Here is a 24,861-nt window from a genome sequence, read left to right as displayed (position 1 = left end):
CCGGCTTCAGTTGAACATCGCCAGCTGTTGATTAAACAGGGCGTGCATATATTGACGGGTGGCGACACCGCGATGGCAGGCGCAGGCAAGATGTGCATCGGCGCTGCTTAAATGGTCGCGCAAACGACGTTCAGCCCCTTCCGGGCCCAGCATCTGCACCAGCGTGGATTTGCCCTGATCCTGATGACAGTCCTTGCCGGTGTGTTTTGAGCCATCGGCCAGGTCGTCCAGTAACTGGAATGCCTGACCTAAATCCTGCGCAAAATAGCTTAAACGCTGACGCACCTGCACTGACGCATCGGCCGCAATCGCCGCCATCTGCAGCGTGGCGCGAAACAGGACGCTGGTTTTCAGTTCGTTGGTCAGGGTGATGGCTTCCGGACTGCGGCTGTGTGCGCCGTCATGCAGATCCTGGAACTGACCCTGAACCAGTCCCTGCAGGCCCACGGCAGAGGAGAGCTCGGCAATGGCTTCGGCTTTGTGCGTTGCCGGCAGACCCGGCGCGAGTGCAATCACCTCAAAGGCGCGGCTGAGTAGCGCGACCGCTGCCAGGATCGCCACGTTTTCCCCATATTCACAGTGGATTGCCGGGCGTCCACGTCGCATCCGGGCGTTATCCATTGATGGAATGTCGTCAAGGATCAGTGAGGCAGCGTGTACCATTTCGACCGCACAGGCAAGATCAAGGATGCCCTGCTGCGCCACGTCACAGCCCATATCGCGTGCTGCCAGCAGCAGCAAGAGCGGACGAATACGTTTGCCCGGTGCCAGCGTGCCGGCACGCATCGCGGCCCGAACGCGATCGGCCTGCTGCCCGGCAGGCAATAAATGTTCAAGATGGGCCTGCAATGCGTGATGCAACTGAAGGAGATCGCTTTCCTGGCTTGCTGTGGTATCGACATGGGCGGTCATAGCGGCTTTCCATGGTTAGTTAAATTCTTGTGCTTTTTCAATTAACCGTAGACCCGGTAAGGGGAGTGCGCCAGCGAGCGAAGCGACTTTAACGCACCGTCACGCTTTTTTTATTTATTGAATAATCTGAGAAGTAATTCCTATGACCCTCAGGCCAGTTTTCGCTGCGGTGACTGCTATGATGACGGGCAATCAGAGGAGACAGCTATGACGACGCAAAAAGTGGCGGTAATCGGTGCGGGTGTGATCGGCCTCGCCGTTGCGTGGGCGCTGGCAAGGCAGGGCGCGCAGGTGACCCTCTTTGACCGGCAACACATGGGCGCGGGCACCAGCAGCACCACATTTGCCTGGGTGAACTCCAACGGCAAACAGCCTGCCAGCTATCACCGCCTCAATGCGCTGGCGATGGAGGAGCATATCCGGCTGCAGCTGACGCAGACCAATGGCGTGCGCTGGCTGGAACCTTGTGGCACCTGGGAGTGGGCCGGCGCGGGTGAAGCTGAACAGCAACTGCAGCAGCGTGCCACCTCATTACAGGCCGCTGGCTATGCAGCACGGCAAAGGACGCTGGCCGAGCTGCAGCAGGAAATTCCTGAACTGCGCGCGTCTGCGGTACACGGTAGCATCTGGCATTTTCCAACGGAATCGGTGCTCTATCCAGCGCTGTATCTGGCACGGCTGTGGTCAGAGGCGCAGGCGCACGGCGCGGTACTGCATCAGCATCAGGCGATTTAGCATATTAGTGAAAATGCGGAAGGCGTGACGGTGCAGCTGGAGCAGGGTGAGCAGTGGCAGGGCGACCGGCTGGTGCTGGCGACCGGACGCTGGGCCAATCAGCTGCTGCATACGCTTGGTCTGGAACTGGCGCTGATTGACACCAGCAAGCCTGATGCGGTGGCCTGCAGCTTTCTGGCGCGCACTGCACCACAGCCGTTATCGCTTGGCACCAACCTGATTTCTCCGCAGCTGAACGTGCGGCCGGACGGCGGCGGGCGGTTACTGTTACAGGCGCTGGATCTCGATCACCTGGCCGATCCGGGCGCTCAGCCGTCGACTCATAGTGCCATCGCCGATCAGTTTCGTGAGCGCTACCGTGCGCTGTTTGCCACGGCTGGTGCGTTGCAGATCGAGCAGATTGTCGTCGGGCAGCGGGCGCGTCCGGCTGATGGCTTGCCGGCGCTGGGCTTTGTCACCCCGCATCAGCGCGTGTATGTCGCGGTGACGCACAGCGGCATCACGTTATCACCGCTGATTGGCCGGCTGGTGGCGGAAGAACTGATCGGCGACAGTCCCAGCGACCTGCTGAAAGAGTTCCGGCCACAACGGCTGATCGGCAAAACCGCCAGCGCGTTTGCACCGATTCGGCGAAACTTTCCGGCGGCACAGTGAGCGAAGCGATGGAGCAGACCACAGGGTGGCGGATTGATTAATTTTTAACCTGAATTAAGGCGTAGGCTGATCGCGATCAAAAAAACATCTGCCGGGCTGCTCAACCATGGAAGGCGAAACATAAGCCAAATGGAGGTGAGTATGCGTACCACCCTGATGACGCTGCCGCAGATGGCGCATTACCTTGATATCCCCTGTACCACGCTGGCGCGTGCTATGTGTAATCGTGGCACGCTGGAAAAATTGCCGCTGCCGGCGGCGGTTGATGACAGCCTGCCGCTCTCCTCTCGCTGCTGGTCACGCGAAGAGGTCAGGCAGTTTCGCCATCGGCTCCAGCGCCGCCGCCATCAGCGCTAAGCGAATCCAGCCGGTCGTCCTGACCGGCTGAATATCAGGCGGCGACACCATTTGGCCGTGCAGCGACATGACCGGCCCACAGGCTGGCAACCCACTTCACACCTTTCGCGGTGAATCGTGCCTGTGAAAAAGCATGATGGTTTTCACCCATTCCGCTGCGCAGTGCAAAATAGCCAGCCTGCAGATGGTGCTGCTGTGGCGTCAGCGCACCTTTGTCACGGTACATAATGTTGCGCTCAAGCAGAAACTGCCGAAACTCTGGCTCTTTCACCTTGAGCATTTTGCACAACTGGCGAAAACCCAGCGACTCATGCACATCAACAAAGCGATCAAAGAATTCTGCCTTTGGGGCCGTCAGCGCCAGTTGCTGTTCCGCCGCACGGCGTTGCTCAAACTGTTCTGCCCAGGCACGTGCCGCTTCCGCCGGATTGGTGAAGTCGGGCAGATGGGTGAATTTTTCCCGCTCCTGCCAGCGGTCCAGTAGTTCGGCGGTAAAGCCAGGGGAAAGACGAGCAACCGCCAGCAGCGAGTCACGTTTATTCAGCTGAAACTCCTGACGTGTCTCACCTTCATGCTCGTAATGATTCACCGTGACAGGCTGGGAAAGGCGCTGCGCGGTTTCCAGGCTTTTAATCAGGCGCTTCACTTCGCCATGCGTGATGCCGGTTATTCTGGCAATTTCACGGCTGCTCATCAGCAGAGTTGCGTTGAGAGCAGCAAGACTTTCCGTTGAGATCATCATCAGTATCACCTCTTACAAACGTGGAACAGTCCATCAGACTGCTGGATAAGTATACAATATACTGTTTGCATATCCAGTATTATTTTTAGCCGTTACTGTAAGAAATGCCTCTCTGCGAGATATCGCACAAAGCGCAACTGCGCCGGACCCCGCTCTGCACCCGATACCGATACGCTTGCCTATTCGACTATTACTACCAGGCTTAAGCGATTCAGGTTAAATAAAGACAGCCTTTCGTTACGCTTATTTATGAGGAGCCGATTATGAAAGCGTTAACTTATCATGGCCCACATCGGGTGCGTGTTGAAACTGTTCCTGACCCGATTTTAGAGCAGCCGGACGACATTATTTTACGCGTCACCGCGACGGCAATTTGCGGCTCCGACTTACATCTTTATCGCGGGAAAATTCCCGGTACCGATCACGGTGATATATTTGGTCACGAATTTATGGGTGAAGTAGTCGAAGCGGGAAGTGAAGTTACCAACGTAAAAATTGGCGATCGCGTTGTGGTGCCCTTTGTTATTGCCTGTGGCGACTGTTTCTTTTGTCATTTGCATCAGTATGCGGCCTGTGAAAATACCAATAGCGGGCGCGGTGCTATTTTAAACAAGAAAAATATTACCCCGCCTGCAGCGTTATTTGGTTACAGCAAACTGTACGGTGGCGTGCCGGGCGGCCAGGCGGAATATGTACGGGTGCCAAAAGCCAATGTCGGGCCATTTAAAGTGCCGCTGGCGCTACCGGATGAGAAAGTGCTGTTTCTCTCCGATATCCTGCCCACCGCCTGGCAGGCAGTGCAAAATGCCGGGCTGGATAAAGGCTCCAGCGTCGCCATTTTTGGCGCCGGCCCGGTCGGGTTACTGAGCGCCGCCTGCGCGCGCCTGGTAGGGGCGGAAGAGATCTTTATGATTGACCACAACGCTTATCGACTGGAATTTGCCCGCCAGCGTTATGGGGTTACGCCGATCAATTTTGACGAAATTGACGATCCTGCTGGCTGGATCATTGATCATACCCAGGGCCACCGGGGCGTTGATGCGGTAATCGATGCGGTAGGTTTTGAAGCCAAGGGCAGCCTGACGGAAACGGTGATGAGTAATCTGAAGCTGGAGGGCAGCAGCGGGAAGGCGCTGCGGCAGTGTATTGCGGCGGTACGCCGTGGCGGTGTGGTCAGCGTGCCGGGCGTGTATGCCGGCTTTATCCACGGCTTCCTGTTTGGCGATGCATTCGATAAAGGACTGACATTTAAAATGGGCCAGACGCATGTGCAGGCCTATTTACCGCGTCTGCTGTCGCTAATTGAGCAAGGGCTGCTGACGCCGGAAGAGATTGTGACGCACCATATGCCGCTGGAAGAGGCCGCGCGCGGCTATGAAATCTTTGAAAAACGCAAAGAGGATTGCCGCAAAGTGATTCTGGTGCCCGGTATGGCCAGTACCACGCCGGCGGCCTGAGTGCTGACAGGCTGCCTGACGGCAGCCTGCTTCAGTGGCTTAACGCACGATATCTTCATCGCGGTCGTTGAGCTCGGGTAGTGCAATTTGCCGTGAGGGCGCGTTATCCAGCCGATCGCCATAATCAGCACTGACATCGGGCAGGCTGGTAAACTGGCCATCGACGAACAAAAAGCTCAGGTGTTTTTCCACCTCCGCCAGTAATTCGTCCACTTCCTGCTCTGTTTCTCCCCCGGCATCTTTACCGTCCAGCTGCCAGCGATAACGATCGCCCACTCTTTCCGCACCGCCAATATCAACGATGTGGCCATCGATATTTTCCACCAGTAAACGCTGACGGGAAAAATAGAGTAAATAGGGCATCCGATCGCGGTTGTTTTCTGACATAACATAACTCCTTCATGACGTTACCACGGTTAGCGCAGAAAATAATAGCGAAACGCAAATACTGCCCAATATACCGCGTTCAGACCTAAATAAGCCCAGCACCCCCAATAAGCCACAGGCTCGCGACGGGTGCGCAGTTTAGGTAAGAAAGCCAGTAAATAACCGGCTGCAGCAATAAGCGAAACGAAATAAAGTAGTTTCATGCGCTCTCCTGAATTTATTATCGTCTGATAAGCATAGTCAGGATAAATAAGGTTGGGGATAGCGCAGGTGATTCAGGGATTAATCAGTTGCTGTAGCGCCGCTGCGCTGGCGGCATCATCCGGCACATACACCAGCAGGCGGTCACCGTTGCGTGACGCCGACCACCAGTTGTTCTGGCGCAGCGTCATTTCGCCTACTTCGGCACGGTAAAAGCGTTTTACGCGGTTTTCCACCTTGCCCAGTTCGTAGCGCTGCCAGGTGTGCGCGAACTCATCGGAACTGTTCAGCAATCGCGCCAGGAAGCTCTCCCAGTGCGGATCGCCCAGATGCTCGCCCATCTGACCGCGAAACATCGCCACCATCTGTGGCATTACTTCGTCCCAGTCGATCATCATGTTGCGCCAGCTGGCATGGTTGAACGCCAGCCAGATACAGTTGTGATCTTCCGGCGCGATCTGGTCTAAATCGATGCCCATCAGCGCACACCACGCCTGGTTATAGCCGAGGATATCGAAGCGCGGCGTTTCGATGATCGCCGGTAGCTGAATGGCATCCAGCATTTGCTGATTATGTCCGGCGAGTTTGCAGCAGGCAGCGGCGACGCGCGTCGATGGCAGGGTGTGTCCGGCCAGCGAGAAAAGATGCTGCGTCTCAACATCATTGCATTGCAGGGCGCTGGCGATGGCCGTCAGCGTTTTGGTGGAGGCTTTGATATCGCGCCCCTGTTCCAGCCAGGTGTACCAGGTGACGCCGACATCCGCCAGCTGCGCCACCTCTTCACGGCGTAAACCCGGCGTGCGGCGCTGACGCATACGCGGTAAACCGAGGCGGTTAGGATCCAGGCTCTCACGGCGCGTACGTAAAAAGGTACCGAGTAATTTACGGTTGTTCAGCTCAGCGGGGGTAAGGGTTTGCGCGGTGCTCATCAGCAGCTCTCCAGACGAGACGGGTAGAATTTATACCATGATAATCAAGAACTGGTACCCGTTTAACGGTTAGGTGATGCTATGCCGTAGTGAAACTAAAAACAAGGTTAACGCTATGCAGACATCGCAACTTCAACGTGCAGGACTGGTGATCCTGCTGGCCGGGCAACTATTGCCGATGATCGACTTTTCCATCGTCAACGTCGCGCTGGATGCGATGGCGCAATCGCTGCGTGCCTCGCCGATCGCGCTGGCGCTGATCGTGGCGGTGTACGGTATCGCTTTTGCTATTTGTCTGGCGATGGGCGGACGCCTGGGCGATAACTTTGGCCGCCGTCGCGTGTTTCTTGCCGGCGTGTGGATCTTTGGCATTGCGTCATTATTGTGCGGCATCGCTAACAGCGTCGGCATGCTGATGTTTGCGCGCGCGCTGCAGGGCGTCGGTGCCGCTTTTATGGTGCCGCAGATTCTCGCCACGCTGCACGTTACGCTGCAGGGCAGGGCACATGCGCGGGCGATTGGCCTGTACGGCGGTATCGGCGGGCTGGCTTTTATTATTGGCCAGGTGCTGGGCGGTTTTTTGATCAAAGCCGATATTGGCGGCTACGGCTGGCGCAGCGTGTTTCTCATCAACCTGCCGATCTGCCTGTTCGTCCTGCTAACCGCGCGCCGCTTCGTGCCGGAAACGCATAACCTCAAGCGGGTGCCGGTGGATGTGAGCGGTACGCTGCTGCTGGCTGGCGCGATCGGCTGTCTGATGCTGGCACTCGCGCTGGGGCCGCTGCTGCACTGGTCGTGGCCGTGCCTGTTACTGCTGGCGCTGTTTCCGTTGTTTCTGCATCGACTGCGCCACAGCGCGCTGCGACTGGAAGCCGCTGGCGGATCGCCGCTGCTGCCGCCCTCGCTGCTGCGTCTCTCCAGCGTGCGTTTTGGTCTGACGCTGGCGGTGCTGTTTTTCTCCTGCTGGAGCGGCTTTATGTTCGCGGTGGCGCTGACGCTGCAATCCGGCATCGGCATGACCGCTTTCCAGTCCGGCAACGCGTTTATTGCCCTGGGCGCGGCCTATTTTATCGGCTCAATGCGTACTACCCGCATGGTTGAGCGCTATGGTAAACGTGCCACGTTACTGTCTGGCTGTGCGATTCAGATGGTCGGGCTGGTGGCGCTGATCGCGACGCTGCAGCTGGCGTGGCCGCGGGTGGGCATTGTCACGTTGATTCCGGCTACCGCGCTGATTGGCTTTGGCCAGTCGTTTATTGTCAGCACCTTCTACCGCATTGGCATGAGCGGGGTGCCGCATCATCAGGCCGGCGCAGGCAGTGCGGTGCTGTCTACCGTGCAGCAATCGGCGCTGGGACTGGGACCGATGCTGCTCGGCGGCGTGTTCACCCAGATCAATCAGCATGGTAATCATCTGGCAGCCATCAGCGGTACGCTGGCGGTGGAGTTGCTGATGATGGCACTGCTGGTGGTGCTGACCAGCGTCAACCGCCGGACATTCCAGCCGGCGACGGCTGAAGGCTGACGCCGGAGGGAAAAAGTCAGCCATTCTGGTCACCGTAAACGCTGACCCTGCAAGGTAATAACAGGTTTTTGGGCCGGGTGCGCATTGATGCGCCCCGGCACCTGAAAACCGCGCCGCGCTTACTTTTCCGCCAGGCGTAAACCACTTTCGGCATCGAACAGATGAATTTTTTGCGGATTGAAACCGATGCGCAGCGTCGCACCACTGCTGGCTGCATGCCGTCCGGCCATCTGCATATGCAGCGCATGACCGTGCCAGTCAAGGTGCAGCAGGGTTGATTCCCCGGTAATCTCCACCACGTTCACCCTCGCAGGCGCGCCGTCCTGCACTTCGCACAGATCGTGCGGGCGCACCCCCAGCGTCACGGCAGCGCCTTCACGTTCCCGTGCCACCGCCTGCCACTGCGCGGGCAGCGGCTGCCACCAGTCCTGACACTGCACGCCCGGCACGCCGTCATGCGCCAGCAATTGTGCCGGTAACAGGTTCATGGGCGGCGAACCAATAAAACGCGCCACAAAGGTATCTGCCGGACGATCGTAGATCGCCAGCGGTGCGCCCTGTTGCACGATGCGTCCCTCTTTCATCACCACAATCTGGTCGGCCAGCGTCATCGCTTCTACCTGATCGTGCGTGACATACACCATGGTGGTTTTGAAACGCTGATGCAGCGACTTGATCTCGGCGCGCAGCTCCATGCGCAGCTGGGCATCAAGGTTAGAGAGCGGTTCGTCAAACAGAAACACCTGCGGATTACGCACCATGGCGCGGCCCATCGCCACGCGCTGACGCTGCCCACCCGATAGCGCGCGCGGGTAGCGCTGCAGCAGCTTATCAATGCCAAGAATCGCGGCGATACGCGCGATTTTCTGCTGCTGCTCATCGCGGCGTACCTTTTTCACCTGCATATGAAACGCCAGGTTTTCGGCCACCGTCAGGTGCGGATAGAGCGCATAACTCTGAAACACCATCGCAATGTCGCGATCGGCGGGATCGCGATCGTTAATCTGCACTTTATCCATCAGAATCGCGCCGTCGGACAGGCTCTCCAGTCCGGCGAGCAGGCGCAGCAGCGTCGACTTGCCGCAGCCGGACGGGCCAACCAGCACGGTAAAGCTGCCGTCGGGAATGGTCAGGTCGAGCGGATGCAGCACCGACTGTTTACCGTAGCGCTTGGCCACTTTAACGAGTTCAACACCGGCCATAATTTAAAACTCCTGTGCGCATAGTTGCAGTTGTTGCCAGTCGGGATAGCGACGTGGCTGCGTGCTGATTGCCAGTGAGGCCACCGCAATGCCCCATTGCAGCGCGGTGGCAAGATCCTGCTGATGCAGCAGCGCGGTAAGAAAACCGGCGTTAAAGCTGTCGCCGGCACCGATGGTGTCGACCACCGCGACCGCGCGACCGGGCTGTTGCAGGCTGTGCTGACGTTGCCAGCAGCCCGCGCCCTGCGCACCGCATTTCACCACGCAGCCACCGCGCCCGCTGAGCCGTTGCGCCAGCAGGTGCGCGCCGGTGTGCAGATCATCTGCTCCACTCAGCCCGAGCGTTTCGACTTCATTGAGCAGCAGCCAGTCGCACTGCGGCAGCCAGCGGCCGATCTGCGCACGTACCTCATCGCTCCAGCCCTGCGGCGGCCAGCCGGTATCGACGGCGGTGATAAACCCGCGCTGCTGCAGTTCGGCCAGCAACTGCGGATAGTCCTCATACAGTTGCAGGCAGAGAAACGTGCCGCACAACAGCACGATATCGCCGCTGCTGGCTTGCGCCGGGAGCTGGCTCAGCACGTCCTGCGCGCTGAGCCGCACAATGTGACCGAGATTGCTGAGGAACGATCGCTCGTGATCGGAGTGCGTGACGCCAACGGTGAGCGAGGTTTCGCAGGGATAGCGTGTCCAGTGCGCCGCGCTGTGCGGAAAATGGCTCGCCAGCCATGCGCTGAGGCCGTCATCACCCTGATTAGCGACGGCGCGATGGCGCACCTGCATCGCTTCCAGCGCCAGCGCGCAGTTGCCCGCCGAACCGCCCGGACGCAGCTCACTGTGCTGCAGCATCACTTCGGTGCCGCGCTGCGGCCAGCTGTCCAGCGTACCCATGATGACATCGACATTGATATTGCCCACCACGTAGAGCGTGGCGCGGGCTTCCTTATTGCTCATCATCCTTTGCTCCCGCCACTGGCAAGGCCGCTGACCAGCGTTTTTTGCAGCCAGATAGCGATAAAGAGAGGAGGAACCGACGCCAGAATACCGACGGCGGCAATCAGCCCATCGTCGGTGGCGCGGCCTGCGGTAAAGCCGGCAATGGTGACCGGCAGGGTTTGCGCGGCGATGTTACTGGTGAACAGCAGGGCGTAGAAAAATTCATCCCACGCCAGCAGCCAGCCAAACAGCGCCGCCGCGCCCAGCACCGGTTTCGCCAGCGGCAGCGTAATGCGCAGCAGCACCTGCCAGACGCGCAGCCCATCAAGACGCGCGGCCTGTTCGATATCCTGCGGCAGGGCATCAAACTGGTTTTTCAGCATCCAGGTGAGAAACGGCAAAATCAGCGAGCAGTAGACGATGATCAAACCGGGTCGGGTGTTGAGCAGATCGAACTGCTGCAGCAGAAAGTAGAGCGGCAGCACAAACGCCACCGGCGGCACCATATAGATGGCCAGAGAGGCGAACAGCCAGCCGTCACGGCCGCGATAGCGCGAGAAGCTGAACGCTGCCGGGATCGCCAGCAGCAGGCACACCAGGGTTGCGCCGGTTGCCACCAGCAGGCTATTACCCAGCGCATGCAGAAACAGCGCGCCGGGCTGGCCGGGTTCCAGCGAGATCAACCTGCCGTAGCGGCTGAAATCCCACTGGCGCGGCAGCCACTCCAGCGGCACGCGTGTCAGATCGCTGGTGGCGCTGACGCTCATCAGAAACAGCCAGCCCATCGGTGCCACGACGGAGAGCGCCACCAGCAGCGCCGCCGCGTATTTAGCGCAGGTACACAGTTTAACCTTCATAGGCACTTCCCCGACGGCGCTGCCGCCACAGTAATAGCATGTAAAGGGTGATCAGCACTGCGCACAGCAGCGTCATTAACATGGCATAAGCCGCACCGCTGCCGGCGCGCAGGTAGCTGAAGGATTCCTGATAGACGTAAAAGCTCAGCGTTTTGGTGCTGTCGACCGGACCGCCGCGCGTCATTACATAGATGATGTCGAAGATCTTAAAGGCGTCGATGGTGCGTAACACCAGCGCCACGCTGAGCGAGCCAACAATCGCCGGAAAGGTGATGGCACGGAAACGCCGCCATGCCGATGCGCCATCCAGCCGTGCCGCTTCGTAAAGATCCTCCGGCACCGACTGCAGCGCTGCCAGCACCAGCAGCGTCACCAGCGGATAGTTTTTCCAGATGTCGGCAAACATTACCGCGTTGAGTGCGGAAGCCGGGGACCCGAGCCAGCTGCGGTAGCCATCAATGATACCGAGCTGCGTCAGCAGGGCGTTGATACTGCCGTAGTCCGGATTGAAATTGAGGCGCCACATCATGGCGTTCACAATGGTTGGCAGCGCCCACGGCAGAATCACCAGCACGCGCAGCACGTTACGTCCGGCGAATTTCTGGTTGAGCAGCAGCGCAACCAGCACGCCGATGACGCCTTCAATCGCTACCGACACCACGGTGAAGTAGAGCGTGCGCCACTGCGAGGTTTGAAAATCCGCATCGGTAATGGCGTAGAGATAGTTCTCCAGGCCAATCCATTGCGGCGCTTCACCGCCGCTGCCAATCAGCGCGGCATCGGTAAAACTCAGCCAGATAGTGCGCAGCAGCGGCCAGGCGGTGAGCAACAGCATCACCAGTAGCATGGGTGCCAGCAGCACCCACGCCTGCCGTTGTTCGCGTTGACGCAAACTCAGCATACTGACCCCTTAACGCAGACGCGCCGCACTATTGTCTACCGCCTGCATGGCCGCTTCCGGTGTCGCGCTGCCGACCAGAACCTGTTGCAGCTGCTGCTGCAGGGTGTTGGAGAGACGTGAGTAATCAGCGGTTTCCGGACGCGACAGCATGACATTCAGCGATTTGTCGGCAGCAGCGATCAGGCTCTCCTGATTCTTACTGACCGCGGGATCCTGATAGGAGCTTTTCCAGATCGGCAGACTGAGCGTGGCGTATTTATTCTGTACCGGCTGCGAAGTCATGTAACTGATGTACTGCCACGCCTGCTCCGGATGGCTGCTGCCTTTGGCAATGCCCAGACCCATCGAACCGTTGACCGCGCCGAAACGATTGGGCGCATCGCCAGGTGCCGGCATGATGCCAACCTGGCCGGCGACTTTACTCTGTTTGGCATCGTTGGCCATGTTGTACATGTAGGTCCAGTTGAGAGCGAAAGCCGCATCGCCGTTGGAGAAGGCTTTGCGCACGTCCTCTTCCAGATATTCGCGCGAAGCCGGGTTGGTCAGCCCCTCATCAAGCGAGCTTTTCATCAGCTTCACCGCCTGCAGCGAGGCTGGCGTAGAGAAATCGAGCTTACCGTTGTTATAGAATTTGCCGCCGAAGCCGGAGACCAGCGTGGTGTAGTCACACACCAGCGCTTCCGCCTGTGACCAACTCCATACCAGCGGATATTTAACGATATTTTTCTGCTTAATGATGCGCGCATCATCCATCACCTGCTGCCAGGTTTGCGGCAGATCTTTGATGCCGGCTTTTTCCAGCATCGCTTTGTTGTAATAGAGATATTTGGTGTCGAGGATCCACGGCATGCCCAGTGTTTTGCCTTTGAACACCACGGTGTTCATTGCGCCGGGGAAGATTTTCTCTTTTTCATCTGCGCTGATGCGGCTGCTGACATCCTGCAACAGGTCGAACTTACTGAATTCCGCCGGCCAGATGGCATCAAACAGCACCACATCGTAACCGTTACCGCCCGCGCCGCGTGCCGCGACGATCTTATCGTGCAGCGCTTCGTAAGGAACAAACTCCAGATTGACCTGTACGTCCGGGTGCGCTGTCTGAAACGCCTGAGTCATGGCGCGGATATCGTTTTCACTGTAGGCCGCCTGGGTCATAAACAGGGCGTTAAGCGTAGTGGTAGCCGCTGCCGCGCTGCCCGCGCAGGCGAACAGTACGGCGGCAAAACAACCTTTCATCTGATTTTTCATTGCGTTCTCGCCTTCATGCAGTAGAGGGTGTTTAATTAAATCAATTTGATTGATTTAATATCGCGCACAGATTGCCAGCGCGCAGTGGCTGACAGCAGTGAGCTAAAGCAAGGGACGTGCCAGGGCAGAAAACAACGCTGCCATCCGACACTACTTTGCACAGATTTTTGCCGCTGTCAGGTAAACAGGTTGTAAAATGTGTGGCCGATCATAGATATTGAGGCGGCGGTCCGCAGCGGTGGTTAAAAGAGGGAAGCGAGCAGGATGAAAACGTCGGGAACCAATCTTGAACATGCGCGCGCGCACAATCGTCGGGTGATTATCGAAGCGATACGCCTGCACGGTGAGCTGACCCGTGCCGAGCTGGCGCGACTGACCGCGTTAACGCCGCAAACCGTCTCGAATATCGTCGCTGAACTGGAGCAGGCGGAGTTGCTCACCAGCCGTCAGCCGCGTAAGCAGGGCCGCGGTCAGCCGGCGATTCCGGTCACCCTGAATCCGGCCAGTGCGTTTTCCATCGGCATCCATCTCGACCATCAGACGCTACTGATTGTGCTGGTGGACCTCACCGGTGAAATCCATTTTCGCCGCCTTATTATGGTGCAAAAACCGCAGCCGGATGCCACATTAGCGCGCATTGCCGGGGTGCTGGCGGAGATCAAACAGCAGACCGGGCCGCGCTGGCAAAAAGTGCTGGGTATTGGCGTGGTGATGCCGGGGCCGTTTGGTGTGGAGGGTATCTCGTCAATGGGGCCGACCACGCTGCACGGCTGGGAGGATGTTGATATCGCTGCGCGTCTTGCTGAGATGAGCGGGCTGCCGGTGACGCTGGAGAATGATGCCACCGTCGCGGCGATTGGCGAACGCTTTCACGGCGTGGCGCGTCATCTTAATTCCTTTATTTATCTGTATATTGGCACGGGCCTGGGCGCGGGCATCATCATGGATGGCCATGTGTATAGCGGCCATGCGCACAACGCCGGTGAAGTGGGGCATGTGGTGGTTGAACCCGGTGGACGTGAGTGTTACTGCGGCAATCATGGCTGCCTGGAGCGTTATGTTTCGCTGCAGGCCGCTTACGAATTCTGCGGGCTGGACCCGATGAGCGCGCTGCCGGAAGATTTACTGCAGGTTGATCCGGCGCTGTTTGATCGCTGGATCGATACTGTGCTCACGCCGCTGCGCCAGGGTATTAACATGCTGGAGTGTATCTTTGATGCCGAGAGCGTGATTATCGGCGGCATGATGCCTGCGGTGTTGCTGGATAAAATTATTCAGCGCCTGCCGCCGCTCTACCAATCGGTGCGCGGCCGCTATCTGACCGGTACGCGACTCAAGACCGGCATGACCGGCAGCGACACCGCCGCCCTCGGCGCAGCGGCTCTGCCAATTTTTGATGAGTTTAATCCGCAGTTCCAGGTGCTGATGAAGTGAAAAACGCGGCCAGCGTCTTACCGCATCACCCAGTGTCCGGCGCTCACTTCCTGATAATGCCGTGTTTCCGGCACAAATCCATTGGCACGCACCGGGCTCTTCAGCTCGCTGACGTCCACGTGCCGTTTTAAATGGCGGCGCGCCGGATCGGGCACCGGCACCGACGCGAGCAGTTTTTGTGTGTAAGGGTGCTGCGGATTCTCAAAAATAGCCGCGCGCGGTCCAATCTCAACAATCTCTCCCAGCAGCATCACCGCCACACGATGGCTGATGCGCTCCACTACCGCCATATCGTGTGAGATAAACAGATACGACAGATTCAGGCTGTGTTGCAGATCGAGCAGCAGATTGATGATCTGCGCTTTCACGGTGACATCAAGGGCGGACACCGACTCGTCGGCAATGATCATTTTCGGATCGAGCATCAGCGCACGGGCAATGCAGATGCGCTGACGCTGGCCGCCGGAAAATTCGTGCGGATAGCGTTTCAGCATAGTTGCGGGCAGGCCAACGCGCGTCATCAGTTCGGCCGCTTTGCTCTGTGCAGCGGCCTTACTGCCCAGCCGATGCTGTAAAAAAGGTTCGGTGAGGGCTTCCAGGACCGACATACGCGGGTTAAGGCTGGCAAACGGATCCTGAAAAATCATCTGCATGGCGCAGCGCAGCTTGCGCAGTTCCTGCCGGGAGAGGGTCAGCACGTCGCTGCCATCAAAAGCAATCTGTCCGGAGGCCGGCTGCACCAGCCGCGTCAGCGAGCGGCCGGTGGTGGATTTACCACAGCCGGATTCGCCGACCAGCGACAAGGTTTCACCCGGCAGCAAATCAAATGAGATATTCTCCACGGCGTGCACCGCACCGGTTTTACGGCTGAACAGCCCTTCGTGAATGCTGAAGCGCGTGCTGAGGTTCTTCACTGACAGCAGCGGCGTTTGCCCTTGCGGCGTCTGCCGCGCCTGCGCCACCGGCGCTTCGCCGTTGAGCGCAAACTTACGCGGTCCATCAATGCCGCGCATGGCACCCAGCTGCGGCACGGTTGCAATCAGCGTGCGGGTATACTCTGCCGCCGGGGCTGAAAAAATCGCGGCGGTGCTGCCGCTTTCAACCATCTCGCCCTGGTACATCACCAGCGTTCGGTCGGCGACTTCTGCCACCACACCCATATCGTGGGTGATGAACAGCACGGCGGTGCCTTCCTCCTCCTGCAGGGTCTTGATCAGGTCAAGGATTTGACCCTGAATCGTGACGTCGAGCGCCGTGGTCGGCTCGTCAGCAATCAGCAGTTTCGGACGCAGCGCCAGCGCCATGGCGATCATCACGCGCTGACGCATGCCGCCGGAAAAGTGGTGCGGGTAGTCACTGAAGCGTTTGGCCGCGTTGGGAATACGCACTTTCTCCAGCAGCCGGATGGTCTCTTCGCGGGCGGCGCGTGCGCTGATTTTGCGGTGTGCGATCAGCGCCTCAGCAATCTGATGACCAATAGTGAACGACGGATTAAGGCTGGTCATCGGCTCTTGGAATATCATCGCGATGGCATTGCCGCGGATATCGCGCATTGCACGTTCGCTCAGCGTGAGCAAGTCCACGCCGTTCAGCAGCACTTTGCCGCTGATACGTGCGTGACGGCTATTCAGCAGACGCATGATCGCCATCGAGGTAACGCTTTTGCCTGAGCCCGACTCACCGACGATCGCCAGCGTTTCACCGGCCCCGAGGGTAAAAGAGACGTTTTTCACCACCTCACGCCAGCGGTCATCGCTGCGAAACGCGACGGTGAGATTTTCGATGCTCAGCACCGGCGGATCAGCGCGATTCATTGTGCCGCCACAAAGCGCGCCGAGCGGGTGCTGACCGGCACATAGGTAAAATCGGTGTCGAACGGATAAGCCGGCTGCAGCTTGCGCTTGCGCACCAACCGTTCAACATACTGATCGACCACACCTTCCGACAGCGCCATCAGGTTGGGATTGGCAATCGGCGCCAGCTCGGGCGACAGGTAACCGGATTTCACCACCACAATTTTTGCCTGGCGCGGATCGAGTCCGAGCAGGGCGAAATCTGCCAGGTTGTGATAAGGACGACGCCGATCGGCAACCACCACGGTAATGCCTGCGATCTTCAGCAGCGCCTGACGGGCAACTGAACGGGCATCATCACTCAGCAGTAGCACGTCAAACTCGCCACTGACTTTGCCGCCAGCAGGATCCAGCGTGGCACCGATAGTCAGGGAGAGCCGGGCACCGACGCCCGCGGCGAAGGCCGCCTCCGTGGCCGGTTTATCGGTAATACCCGCAACAATGACATCCTGCGCATTTTGCCGCAGCAGTTCGGCCAGTACATCGGCCCGATCGCCCACGCCGCCGCCGGTCGGGTTATCGCCGGAGTCGGCGAGAATCACCGGTCCTCCAGGGCTGGAAATCGCCATGCGTACGCACTCTTCAGTACTGCCGGTCACGCAGCCAAATACAAATTGCTCACGCGCCTGCCAGTAAGCCAGCGCCAGTTTGGCCGCCTGCTCAGACAGCACATCGGCATCGGTACCGGTCATGATGGCGGCCGCCGTGGCGCGTGGCTCATCCGCCCAGACATAGCCAACCATCAGCGAAGCATCCCAGATATGTTCAAGTGCGTTAATCCCGGGCAGGCTGGCGTAAAGGCTTTTGGCCGGTTCATCTTCCGTGCTGGTGCGCTCGCCTGGCAGCACCACGGGGATCGGTGCCCACACCACGCCCGGTCGGATGCCGCTTTGCAGGCTATTGACCAGCATTGAGACGGAGCGGCGCATGGTCTCTTCCACATCGATATGCGGTGCCGTGCGGTAGGTCGAAAACATATCGATCGCGTCGATGATGCGCTGCGAGACATTACCGTGCAGATCGTAGCTGACGCTAATCGGACAATCGGGCCCGACCAGCTCGCGCGTCGCGCTAATCCAGTCGCCTTCCGCGTCTTCCATCCCTTCGACATAAACTGCGCCGTGCATCGCCAGGTAAACGCCATCCACGGGCAAATACGCCTCGAGCCGATGGAGAAACTCCTGTTTGAAGGCATCATAGGTCACACGTGCTACTGGCCCACCGGCAATGGCGCGGGCGTGAAAGGTCGGCAGAAATTCGGCCGCGTAATCCTGCAGAAAGGCGAAATAGGGATTGGTCGTCATCGCTTCACCCCGCACGATGCGGAAATCGTCGGCGTAATTGAGCACCGGATTCCAGGTACTGCATTCAGTATGAATTCCACCATAGGCAATGCGCATAACAGACTCCGCTAGTCGGGTAAGTGAACGATAAAACGGTAAGCCGCCACACTGGCTGCGGCGCGGGCCCAGCTCAACTGATCAATCGCCATGCTGGCGATGGGCGTCTTGCCCATGATTGAAGGCAACACGTGACTATCTACCGCCTGCATCACCACGGTTCTGAGCAGGCCGTCGAATGCATCCGGCTGATGGGCGATGACAATCATCTCCGGATCGTTCATCTGAATGATATTGGCGATGGCGAGGCCAAGTGCGTCACCTGCCTGGTGCAAAATGGCGATCGCGGCGCTATTGCCTTTTACCGCCAGCGCTTCCAGTTCGGCAACGCTGGTGCAGGGCAGCTGTTTGTCACGCATGCTTTCACGCATTGCAGTGAGCGACGCCAGCGTATCAAGGCAGCCGCGTTTGCCGCAGCGGCACGGACGCCCGCCGGGCTCTACGGTACAGTGAGCAATTTCACCGGCCCCACCGTGCGCGCCGCGGTGCAGCTGTCCCTGAAAGAAGTGCGCGGAGCCAATGCCGTCGCCGTGGGAAATCAGGGTGAAATTCCGTGCCTTTTTCGCCACGCCGAAAATCTTTTCGCTGACCGCCAGAGCTTTGGCATCGTTTTCCAGTGATACCTCCAGACCGGTTTGCGCGTTAAGCAGTGCCGCCAGCGGGACGTTTTTCCAGCCCAGCAGTGCAGACTGGACGCACACCGCCTGGTTTTCATCCACAAAGCCGGAAAGCGTGACGCCCAGCCCGATGAGCTGATCGGCGGAGATGCCTTTTTGTGCAAGCAGGCCGGGGATGGCGGCGGCCAGCGCACCAGCCAGCAGCGCAGGATCGGGATTCAGCGGCATGTGGGTACTGGCCAGGATGCGGCCATGCATATCCGTCAGCACCAGATACACATCGTCACCGAGCAACGACGCACCGAGAAAATAGGCGCTGTCGGCACGCATTTTTAATAACACCGAAGGCCGACCCTGACCGTTACTTTCCGGAATGCTCTCTTCAAGCAGTCCTGCGCTAAGCATCTCTTTGATTAATGTGCTGATTGCGGCTTTACTCAGCTTCATTTTTTCCGCAATTGCCGTGCGGCTCATGCCATGCGAAGCAATTAATAAACGCAGAATTTGTTGCTGATGAGCATTAAGCATCCGGGTTCTCACGGCACAGGCTGTATTTGGCCGACATTAATCAGCCGTGAAAACAAATTCAAGCGTATTTAGTTTATTTTCTGAATGCAGATCGAATTATAAGTAAAATATATGAACTGACATCTTGGCTTTTGTTTGCAGAGTGTGCCTTATATATCGTCGAGCCCGTTCTTCTGCTGCCGTTAACACATCCAAAGCGTATGGCAGGCGATGGCGTGCATTGACGGTCAGCTGCCTGCCGGGCAATGACTCTTCACTCTTTGTCACTGATTCACTGAGGCCTTCATGCAAAGCACACTCAAGCATTTCAGGGTACTGACACTTGCCGCGGGTATTCTGGCGTCGTTTTCCAGCGCATCGGTTTTGGCTGCTCAGCTGGTCATTATGCAAAACGAACCGCCGCGCAGCATGGACCCGGGCAATCAGACCGCGACCTTTACCGGCACGGTGCTGGACCCGATGTATGAAGGCCTGACGCGGCTCGGTGACGATGGCAAAATCATGCCGGCCCTGGCGCTCTCCTGGCATGCTGACGACAGCGGACTGCACTGGGAATTTACGCTGCGTCCCAACGTTAAATTCCACGATGACACGCCATTTAATGCCGATGCGGTCGTTGAAAACTTTCAGCGTCATCTGGATACGAAGCGCGGTCTCGCCGGAAGTGGGAAAATTCGCACCTTTATTCAGGACGTGCAGAAAAAAGATGACTTAACCGTCACCTTTACACTGAAGAAAATTAATCCGGCGTTTTTAACCGTGCTGGCCTCCGGTCCGGGATTAATGGTGAGTCCAAAAGCTGACAAAGCCGGCACGATCAATAATAAAGCCGACGGTACCGGACCCTATAAACTGGCGCAGTATAAATCCGGTGAATTTGTCCTGGAGCAGAAGAATCCGGACTATTGGGGCAAGTCTGCCGGGCCGGACGAAATAAAATGGACCTGGAGCAGTGAGCCGTCAGTCATGAATATGGCGCTGCAATCCGGTCAGGTCGATATTATTAACCCGGTGCCGCCGCAATTTGCCGGCATGTTAAAAAATAATCCCGGCGTGCAGTTAAAACAGTCGCCGGGCGCGGCGGTATTCTGGATCGATCTCAATACGCAGAGTAAAGCCCTCAGCGATGTCAGAGTACGCCAGGCGCTGAACTTCGCGACCGACCAGCAGGCGCTGGTGAAAGCGGTGATGTTTGGTTATGCGCAGCCGGCCAATTCCCCGCTGGCGCCAGTCGATGCCAACTACGACAAAGCGTTGCATGACTATCCGTACGATGTGCAGAAAGCCAAAGACCTGCTTAAGGCAGCGGGCTATGCCGACGGCTTCGCTATGTCGATTGCCGTGCAGGCACCCGACGCACGCACCGCGCAGGTTCTGCAGGGTATGTGGAGCAAAATTGGCGTCAAGCTCAGCGTGCGCCAGATGGAGAGCGGCGTATGGGCCAAAGCGGCGTTTGCCGATGCCAAAGAGAAAGCCGCGCAGGGTACGGACGCGGTGCTGGCGTCCTGGTCTTCGGGGCTGTACGGCTCGGATCTGCAGTTGCGTCCGCTGTATCACAGCAGCAGCTTTGCGCCCGGCGGGGCCAACCTCGGCTTCTTCAGCGACAAACGTACCGATGAGCTAATCGATAGCGCCGCCTCCACGCTCGATGATACCCAGCGCAAAGCGCTCTATTTCCAGGCACAGCAGCGGATCAGCGGACTCGCCCCGCAGGTGCTGCTCTACTATCAGGACGATCTGTATGCGACGCGCAAAAATATCAGTGGCGTGACAATGCAACCGGGCGGCCAGATTGTGGTCCGTGATGCCGTGAAGAAATAGTGCTGATGGCTGATTGATATGAAAGCGTATGTCGCAAAAAAGGTGCTCTCGCTGCCGTTAATTATCTTCGGTGTGTCGATCATCGTGTTTATCGCCATCCGCGCGCTGCCGGGCGATCCGGCACGCCTGATGGCCGGCCCGGAAGCGCCACAGGAAGCGGTGGACAGTATGCGCGTGCGCCTCGGGCTGGATCAGCCTTTGCCGCTGCAATACGTCAGGTTTGCCGGTGAAGCGCTACATGGCAATCTCGGGCTGTCGCTGCAGTCGCAGCGTCCGGTGATGACCGAAATCAGCGAACGCCTGCCGTACACGCTGTCGCTGGCTGCGCTGGCGTACCTGCTGGCGATTGCCATCGGCGTGCCAGCGGGCATGACCGGGGCCATTTACCGGCAGCGCATTCCCGATCAGATCGTCATGGTACTGACCATTGCCGGTGCCTCGATTGCGAATTTCTGGCTGGCGTTGCTGGCGATGAACTACTTTGCGGTACAGCTCGGCTGGCTGCCGCTACTCGGCGCTGATTCGTGGCGCAACTATGTGATGCCGACCGTGACGCTGGCGATTCTCCCGATGGCGATGATCGCGCGGATGACGCGCTCCAGCATGCTGGATGTGCTCAGTCAGGACTACATCCGTACCGCCAGAGCCAAAGGGTTATCGTCGGCCAGCGTTAACTGGAAACACGCGCTGCGCAATGCGCTGATACCGATTGTCACCATCGTCGCGCTGAATTTTGGCAGCCTGATCGGGGGTGCAGTGGTCACTGAGTCGGTGTTTAACTGGCCGGGTATTGGCCGCCTGCTGGTGGATTCGGTGAAATACCGCGATTATCCGGTGATTCAGGGCGTAACGTTAGTGGCGGTAACCGGCGTGGTGTTGATGAATCTGGTGGGTGAGATAGTGATTGGCCTGCTCAACCCGAAAATAAGGTTCGACTGATGAACAGTTTCGACACGTCTCTCCAGCCGCCGCCCGCGCGCCGCCGCCAGATCGTGAGGTTTTTGCTTGGCAACCCTTCCATCACGACCGGAGGCGGGCTGGTGCTGCTGGTGGTGCTGGCTGCCCTTTTCGCACCGCTGATTACTCACTGGGACCCCATCGAGCAGGATCTGTTGAACACGTTGCAGGCGCCTTCCGCTGCCCACTGGTTCGGCACCGATGATTACGGCCGCGATATTTTTGCCCGCGTCATCTATGGCGCACGCATCACGCTGTTTGAAGTCAGCCTCAGCGTAGCCATCTCGATGGCGATCGGCATTCCTCTGGGCATCATCTCGGGGCTGGCTGGACGCAAAATTGATGCGCTGATCATGTGGCTGATGGATATTATTTTCGCCTTCCCCGGCATCGTACTGGCGATTCTGATTGTCAGCGTGCTCGGCGAGGGGCTGACAAACATGCTGATCGCCATTTCGTTGTTCTCGATCCCGGTGTATGCACGTCTGAGTCGCAACCTGACGCTGGGACTGAAAAATATGGAGTATATCGAAGCGGCGCATATGCTTGGCGTGCGATACCCGCGCATTATCACGCACTATATTCTGCGCAACGCCATTGGCCCGCTGATTGTACAGTCGACGCTGACGGCTGGTGCGGTGGTGCTTTCTGCCGCCAGTCTGTCGTTTCTCGGGCTCGGCGTGCAGCCGCCGATGCCGGAGTGGGGCACCATGATGAGCGATGGCCGCAACTTTCTCGGGCTAAATATTTACGTCTCCCTATTTCCCGGACTGGCGATTTTGATTACCGTGCTCGGTTTTAATGTGCTGGGCGACGGCCTGCGCGATGTAATGGATAAACGTTTATGACTCACCCGCACTCAACCGTGATCTGCCTCGATTTGGGCGGCTCCTTTATCAAGCTTGGCGTGATGGATGCACAGGATCGGCTAACCCTGCTCGATCAGCAAAAAATCCCGGCGACGGACTGGCAGGCATTTTGCGCCAGAGTCAGCGAGATGATCGCCGGGCAGCATAACCATTTCAGCAGCCAGGCGGCTGTCGCCATCTCTACGGCGGGCATTGTGGCACCGCAAACCGGCGAAATGTTTGCCAGCAACATCCCGGCTTTTCACCGGCGTAATCTGGCGCGGGAACTGGGTGAGGTGCTGCAGCGGCCGGTGATCGCGCACAACGACGCCGACTGCTTTGCCCTGGCCGAGGCGCTGGCCGGCAGCGGCAAAGGGCACAAAGTGGTGTTTGGCGCGATTCTCGGTTCCGGCGTGGGCGGTGGTCTGGTGGCGGACGGCCGCATTATCACCGGACAAAACGGCCTGACCGGCGAATGGGGCCACGGGCCGATTACCCTCACGGAAGTGACGCTGGCGCATGGTCGCGTGCGCGTGCCGCGCCAGGCGTGTCCGTGCGGCCAGACAGGGTGTCTGGACACCTACGGCGGCGCACGCGGACTGGAAACGCTGCATCAGGTATTGCACGCTGAAAGCGCCAGCAGCGTGGAAATCATTGCTCGCTGGCAGCAGGCAGAAGCGCGGGCGCAGCAGACGATAGAAGCCTGGCTGCAACTGGTAAGCGAGCCGCTCGCCTACACCATTAACATTACCGGCGCGTCGCGGGTGGCGGTAGGCGGCGGCCTGGCTTCGGTCACCCCGCTGATTGCTGCGCTTAATGATGCGGTGCAGCGCTGTGTGTTGCGCAGCACAGCGCATGCGCTGGTGGTGCCGGGCGAGTTTGCCCACCAGGGCGGCATGGTGGGCGCGGCGCTGCTGGCGCGGCAGGCGCTCAGCGCGTCCTGAGCTTTTGCCCTTTCGCCCGTTGCAGGCGCTTTTCGGTTACCGTGTTGCGCTCAAGACTTCGTTGAACCCGATTCAACCTTAAATGCGCTAAGCTTGACGCGCTAAAACCCGCAGCAAAGAGGCTGGTGAACAGACACTGTCGCCAGCCTCTTTGCTGTTTTTTTCACCTGCGGTACGGAAAAAAACATGTCATCAGTACAACCTCAACTTTCTCAGCTTCCGGACGAGGCCTCGCTGCCGCGTCACAGCGTGCCAAAAGCGCTGTTCGCGCTGGGCACCGGTGGATTTGCCATCGGCACCGGTGAATTTGTCATCATGGGCCTGCTGCCCGATGCGGCGAAAAGCCTGAACGTCACCATTCCTGAGGCCGGCCATCTCATCAGCATTTATGCCCTCGGCGTAGTGATTGGCGCGCCGCTGCTGGCTATTCTCGGCGCGCGGGCTTCACGGCGTAATTTCCTGATGACGCTGATGGGCCTGTTTGCGCTGGGTAATCTGCTAAGCGCTGTCGTGCCGGGCTACCCTGCGATGCTGGTGGCCCGCTTTCTGGCGGGCTTTCCGCATGGTACTTTCTTTGGCGTTGCGGCGCTGGTGGCGGCAGGACTGGTGGAGCGCGCACGGCGCGCGCAGGCGGTGTCGATGGTGCTGCTGGGATTAACCATCGCCAACCTGATTGGCGTACCTGCCGTTACCGCCATCGGCCAGTGGTTTGGCTGGCGTGATGCGTTTGCCATTGTTGGCGGACTGGCGCTGCTGACGCTGCTACTGGTATGGCTTTGGGTACCCAATGTGGCCGGTGACAAGCAGGCCAGTCCACTGCGCGAGCTCTCGGCGCTGACGCGCAAGCAGGTTTTGCTGACGCTGGCGATTGGCGCGATTGGCAGCGGCGGCATGTTCTCGGTATTCAGTTACGTTAAACCCACCATGATGGAACTGGCCCACCTGCCGGAGAATCTGGTACCGGCGATACTGGCGCTGTTTGGTCTTGGCATGATTATCGGCAACCTTGTCGGGGGACGTCTGGCCGACCGCGGGCTGGAGAAAACCATCCGCATTGTGCTGGTGTGGTCGCTGCTGGTATTGAGCGCGTTTGTCTTCGCGGCGCATTATGCGCTGGCGGGGGCGCTTAACGTGATGCTGGTCGGTACCATGGTGGCGCTGGGAAGCGTACTACAGATCCGCCTGATGGACGTGGCCGGTGATGCACAAACCCTCGCGGCCGCGCTTAATCACTCAGCGTTTAACATTGCCAACGCGCTGGGGGCGTGGCTCGGCGGCATCACCATTTCCGCCGGGCTGGGCTGGCAGTCCACCGGCTGGGTTGGGGCCATTCTGTCCGTGCTGGGACTGCTGATTCATGCCATTGCGGTGCGCGATGCGCGCCGGACGCCGGCGCTCGCCATAAAATAATTTTTA

22 protein-coding genes and 1 pseudogene are annotated in these 24,861 nt (G+C 58.6%); 10 read left to right on the top strand and 13 right to left on the bottom strand.

Annotation, left to right across the window (positions count from 1 at the left end; all coding sequences use genetic code 11):
- Positions 1–6 precede the first annotated feature (6 nt).
- A complete protein-coding gene (locus tag CBW22_RS18125) occupies positions 7–912 on the bottom strand; it encodes a polyprenyl synthetase family protein (protein ID WP_022547229.1) in 906 nt (301 codons plus the stop codon).
- A 117-nt stretch (positions 913–1,029) separates the two neighbouring features.
- Here CBW22_RS18125 and CBW22_RS18120 point away from each other — a divergent pair.
- Both CBW22_RS18120 and CBW22_RS18115 read left to right on the top strand, forming a co-directional pair.
- Positions 1,030–2,301 (top strand): annotated as a pseudogene (locus CBW22_RS18120) (NAD(P)/FAD-dependent oxidoreductase).
- Positions 2,302–2,442: 141 nt separating this feature from the next.
- Complete coding sequence (locus CBW22_RS18115) at positions 2,443–2,658, top strand: hypothetical protein (protein ID WP_021508891.1); 216 nt, start codon at positions 2,443–2,445, stop codon at positions 2,656–2,658.
- Positions 2,659–2,692: 34 nt separating this feature from the next.
- Here CBW22_RS18115 and CBW22_RS18110 read toward each other — a convergent pair whose 3' ends face one another.
- A complete protein-coding gene (locus tag CBW22_RS18110; protein ID WP_176428142.1) occupies positions 2,693–3,400 on the bottom strand; it encodes a phage antirepressor KilAC domain-containing protein in 708 nt (235 codons plus the stop codon).
- A 263-nt stretch (positions 3,401–3,663) separates the two neighbouring features.
- On the opposite strand from CBW22_RS18110, the gene CBW22_RS18105 reads away from it, so the two are divergent.
- Positions 3,664–4,857, top strand: a complete 1,194-nt coding sequence (locus CBW22_RS18105) for a zinc-dependent alcohol dehydrogenase (protein WP_058781047.1) — start codon at positions 3,664–3,666, stop codon at positions 4,855–4,857.
- Positions 4,858–4,896: 39 nt separating this feature from the next.
- Here CBW22_RS18105 and CBW22_RS18100 read toward each other — a convergent pair whose 3' ends face one another.
- From CBW22_RS18100 to CBW22_RS18095, 3 genes are all read right to left on the bottom strand, one after another.
- The gene (locus CBW22_RS18100) at positions 4,897–5,244 is read right to left on the bottom strand and encodes a hypothetical protein (RefSeq protein WP_021508894.1); all 348 of its coding nucleotides are present in this window, start codon (positions 5,242–5,244) and stop codon (positions 4,897–4,899) included.
- A 29-nt stretch (positions 5,245–5,273) separates the two neighbouring features.
- Positions 5,274–5,447, bottom strand: coding sequence for a hypothetical protein (locus CBW22_RS26395; RefSeq protein ID WP_021508895.1), 174 nt, complete (start codon positions 5,445–5,447; stop codon positions 5,274–5,276).
- Positions 5,448–5,519: 72 nt separating this feature from the next.
- Positions 5,520–6,374, bottom strand: coding sequence for a helix-turn-helix transcriptional regulator (locus tag CBW22_RS18095; protein ID WP_088517411.1), 855 nt, complete (start codon positions 6,372–6,374; stop codon positions 5,520–5,522).
- Between the two features lie 115 nt (positions 6,375–6,489).
- Here CBW22_RS18095 and CBW22_RS18090 point away from each other — a divergent pair, with 115 nt between their 5' ends.
- On the top strand, positions 6,490–7,899 hold the full coding sequence (locus CBW22_RS18090) for an MFS transporter (RefSeq protein WP_088517410.1): 1,410 nt from the start codon (positions 6,490–6,492) through the stop codon (positions 7,897–7,899).
- A 119-nt stretch (positions 7,900–8,018) separates the two neighbouring features.
- On the opposite strand, the gene CBW22_RS18085 is transcribed toward CBW22_RS18090, so the two are convergent.
- The 5 genes from CBW22_RS18085 to CBW22_RS18065 are packed head-to-tail and all read right to left on the bottom strand — an operon-like array spanning position 8,019 to position 13,043.
- Positions 8,019–9,101: an ABC transporter ATP-binding protein gene (locus CBW22_RS18085; protein ID WP_088517409.1), complete on the bottom strand. Its 1,083-nt coding sequence runs from the start codon at positions 9,099–9,101 to the stop codon at positions 8,019–8,021.
- Between the two features lie 3 nt (positions 9,102–9,104).
- Positions 9,105–10,055, bottom strand: a complete 951-nt coding sequence (locus CBW22_RS18080) for a carbohydrate kinase family protein (protein ID WP_441339120.1) — start codon at positions 10,053–10,055, stop codon at positions 9,105–9,107.
- On the bottom strand, positions 10,055–10,894 hold the full coding sequence (locus tag CBW22_RS18075) for a carbohydrate ABC transporter permease (RefSeq protein WP_088517407.1): 840 nt from the start codon (positions 10,892–10,894) through the stop codon (positions 10,055–10,057). The genes CBW22_RS18080 and CBW22_RS18075 overlap by 1 nt, the downstream gene beginning before the upstream one ends.
- The gene (locus CBW22_RS18070; protein WP_088517406.1) at positions 10,884–11,795 is read right to left on the bottom strand and encodes a carbohydrate ABC transporter permease; all 912 of its coding nucleotides are present in this window, start codon (positions 11,793–11,795) and stop codon (positions 10,884–10,886) included. The genes CBW22_RS18075 and CBW22_RS18070 overlap by 11 nt, the downstream gene beginning before the upstream one ends.
- 9 nt (positions 11,796–11,804) lie before the next feature.
- Positions 11,805–13,043 carry an extracellular solute-binding protein gene (locus CBW22_RS18065; protein WP_088517405.1) on the bottom strand — a complete coding sequence of 413 codons (1,239 nt, stop codon included), beginning with the start codon at positions 13,041–13,043 and terminating at the stop codon, positions 11,805–11,807.
- A gap of 264 nt (positions 13,044–13,307) precedes the next feature.
- Here CBW22_RS18065 and CBW22_RS18060 point away from each other — a divergent pair, with 264 nt between their 5' ends.
- A complete protein-coding gene (locus CBW22_RS18060) occupies positions 13,308–14,477 on the top strand; it encodes an ROK family transcriptional regulator (protein ID WP_058759002.1) in 1,170 nt (389 codons plus the stop codon).
- 17 nt (positions 14,478–14,494) lie between these two features.
- On the opposite strand, the gene CBW22_RS18055 is transcribed toward CBW22_RS18060, so the two are convergent.
- From CBW22_RS18055 to CBW22_RS18045, 3 genes are read right to left on the bottom strand one after another with little or no spacing between them, the layout of a single operon-like run.
- Entirely contained in the window at positions 14,495–16,291 is a 1,797-nt protein-coding gene (locus CBW22_RS18055) for an ABC transporter ATP-binding protein (RefSeq protein WP_088517404.1), read from the bottom strand.
- A complete protein-coding gene (locus tag CBW22_RS18050) occupies positions 16,288–17,730 on the bottom strand; it encodes a M81 family metallopeptidase (protein ID WP_088517403.1) in 1,443 nt (480 codons plus the stop codon). Before CBW22_RS18050 ends, CBW22_RS18055 begins: the two co-directional genes overlap by 4 nt.
- A gap of 11 nt (positions 17,731–17,741) precedes the next feature.
- The gene (locus tag CBW22_RS18045; RefSeq protein ID WP_088517402.1) at positions 17,742–18,875 is read right to left on the bottom strand and encodes an ROK family transcriptional regulator; all 1,134 of its coding nucleotides are present in this window, start codon (positions 18,873–18,875) and stop codon (positions 17,742–17,744) included.
- A 285-nt stretch (positions 18,876–19,160) separates the two neighbouring features.
- Between CBW22_RS18045 and CBW22_RS18040 the strand changes: the two genes are divergently transcribed.
- From CBW22_RS18040 to CBW22_RS18020, 5 genes are all read left to right on the top strand, one after another.
- Positions 19,161–20,696 (top strand): ABC transporter substrate-binding protein, encoded by a 1,536-nt coding sequence (locus CBW22_RS18040; protein WP_088517401.1) that lies wholly within the window; start codon positions 19,161–19,163, stop codon positions 20,694–20,696.
- An 18-nt stretch (positions 20,697–20,714) separates the two neighbouring features.
- Entirely contained in the window at positions 20,715–21,635 is a 921-nt protein-coding gene (locus CBW22_RS18035) for an ABC transporter permease (protein ID WP_021508908.1), read from the top strand.
- A complete protein-coding gene (locus tag CBW22_RS18030) occupies positions 21,635–22,501 on the top strand; it encodes an ABC transporter permease (protein ID WP_058776091.1) in 867 nt (288 codons plus the stop codon). Before CBW22_RS18035 ends, CBW22_RS18030 begins: the two co-directional genes overlap by 1 nt.
- Positions 22,498–23,445, top strand: a complete 948-nt coding sequence (locus CBW22_RS18025) for an ROK family protein (protein WP_088517400.1) — start codon at positions 22,498–22,500, stop codon at positions 23,443–23,445. Before CBW22_RS18030 ends, CBW22_RS18025 begins: the two co-directional genes overlap by 4 nt.
- A gap of 186 nt (positions 23,446–23,631) precedes the next feature.
- Entirely contained in the window at positions 23,632–24,855 is a 1,224-nt protein-coding gene (locus CBW22_RS18020; RefSeq protein ID WP_088517399.1) for an MFS transporter, read from the top strand.
- The last annotated feature ends 6 nt before the right edge of the window (positions 24,856–24,861 follow it).

Origin of the sequence: Pantoea sp. VS1, assembly GCF_002207995.1 — a bacterium.
Taxonomy (GTDB): Bacteria; Pseudomonadota; Gammaproteobacteria; order Enterobacterales; family Enterobacteriaceae; genus Pantoea; species Pantoea dispersa.
The sequence above is the reverse complement of the archived record's forward strand: the minus strand, read 5'-3'. Positions and strand labels throughout refer to the sequence as shown.

Excerpts from the sequence above, each read along its gene's own strand:
- CBW22_RS18125 (WP_022547229.1), bottom strand. The coding sequence starts at position 912 with ATGACCGCCCATGTCGATACCACAGCAAGCCAGGAAAGCGATCTCCTT.
- CBW22_RS18115 (WP_021508891.1), top strand. The coding sequence starts at position 2,443 with ATGCGTACCACCCTGATGACGCTGCCGCAGATGGCGCATTACCTTGAT.
- CBW22_RS18110 (WP_176428142.1), bottom strand. The coding sequence starts at position 3,400 with ATGATGATCTCAACGGAAAGTCTTGCTGCTCTCAACGCAACTCTGCTG.
- CBW22_RS18105 (WP_058781047.1), top strand. The coding sequence starts at position 3,664 with ATGAAAGCGTTAACTTATCATGGCCCACATCGGGTGCGTGTTGAAACT.
- CBW22_RS18100 (WP_021508894.1), bottom strand. The coding sequence starts at position 5,244 with ATGTCAGAAAACAACCGCGATCGGATGCCCTATTTACTCTATTTTTCC.
- CBW22_RS26395 (WP_021508895.1), bottom strand. The coding sequence starts at position 5,447 with ATGAAACTACTTTATTTCGTTTCGCTTATTGCTGCAGCCGGTTATTTA.
- CBW22_RS18095 (WP_088517411.1), bottom strand. The coding sequence starts at position 6,374 with ATGAGCACCGCGCAAACCCTTACCCCCGCTGAGCTGAACAACCGTAAA.
- CBW22_RS18090 (WP_088517410.1), top strand. The coding sequence starts at position 6,490 with ATGCAGACATCGCAACTTCAACGTGCAGGACTGGTGATCCTGCTGGCC.
- CBW22_RS18085 (WP_088517409.1), bottom strand. The coding sequence starts at position 9,101 with ATGGCCGGTGTTGAACTCGTTAAAGTGGCCAAGCGCTACGGTAAACAG.
- CBW22_RS18080 (WP_441339120.1), bottom strand. The coding sequence starts at position 10,055 with ATGAGCAATAAGGAAGCCCGCGCCACGCTCTACGTGGTGGGCAATATC.
- CBW22_RS18075 (WP_088517407.1), bottom strand. The coding sequence starts at position 10,894 with ATGAAGGTTAAACTGTGTACCTGCGCTAAATACGCGGCGGCGCTGCTG.
- CBW22_RS18070 (WP_088517406.1), bottom strand. The coding sequence starts at position 11,795 with ATGCTGAGTTTGCGTCAACGCGAACAACGGCAGGCGTGGGTGCTGCTG.
- CBW22_RS18065 (WP_088517405.1), bottom strand. The coding sequence starts at position 13,043 with ATGAAAAATCAGATGAAAGGTTGTTTTGCCGCCGTACTGTTCGCCTGC.
- CBW22_RS18060 (WP_058759002.1), top strand. The coding sequence starts at position 13,308 with ATGAAAACGTCGGGAACCAATCTTGAACATGCGCGCGCGCACAATCGT.
- CBW22_RS18055 (WP_088517404.1), bottom strand. The coding sequence starts at position 16,291 with ATGAATCGCGCTGATCCGCCGGTGCTGAGCATCGAAAATCTCACCGTC.
- CBW22_RS18050 (WP_088517403.1), bottom strand. The coding sequence starts at position 17,730 with ATGCGCATTGCCTATGGTGGAATTCATACTGAATGCAGTACCTGGAAT.
- CBW22_RS18045 (WP_088517402.1), bottom strand. The coding sequence starts at position 18,875 with ATGCTTAATGCTCATCAGCAACAAATTCTGCGTTTATTAATTGCTTCG.
- CBW22_RS18040 (WP_088517401.1), top strand. The coding sequence starts at position 19,161 with ATGCAAAGCACACTCAAGCATTTCAGGGTACTGACACTTGCCGCGGGT.
- CBW22_RS18035 (WP_021508908.1), top strand. The coding sequence starts at position 20,715 with ATGAAAGCGTATGTCGCAAAAAAGGTGCTCTCGCTGCCGTTAATTATC.
- CBW22_RS18030 (WP_058776091.1), top strand. The coding sequence starts at position 21,635 with ATGAACAGTTTCGACACGTCTCTCCAGCCGCCGCCCGCGCGCCGCCGC.
- CBW22_RS18025 (WP_088517400.1), top strand. The coding sequence starts at position 22,498 with ATGACTCACCCGCACTCAACCGTGATCTGCCTCGATTTGGGCGGCTCC.
- CBW22_RS18020 (WP_088517399.1), top strand. The coding sequence starts at position 23,632 with ATGTCATCAGTACAACCTCAACTTTCTCAGCTTCCGGACGAGGCCTCG.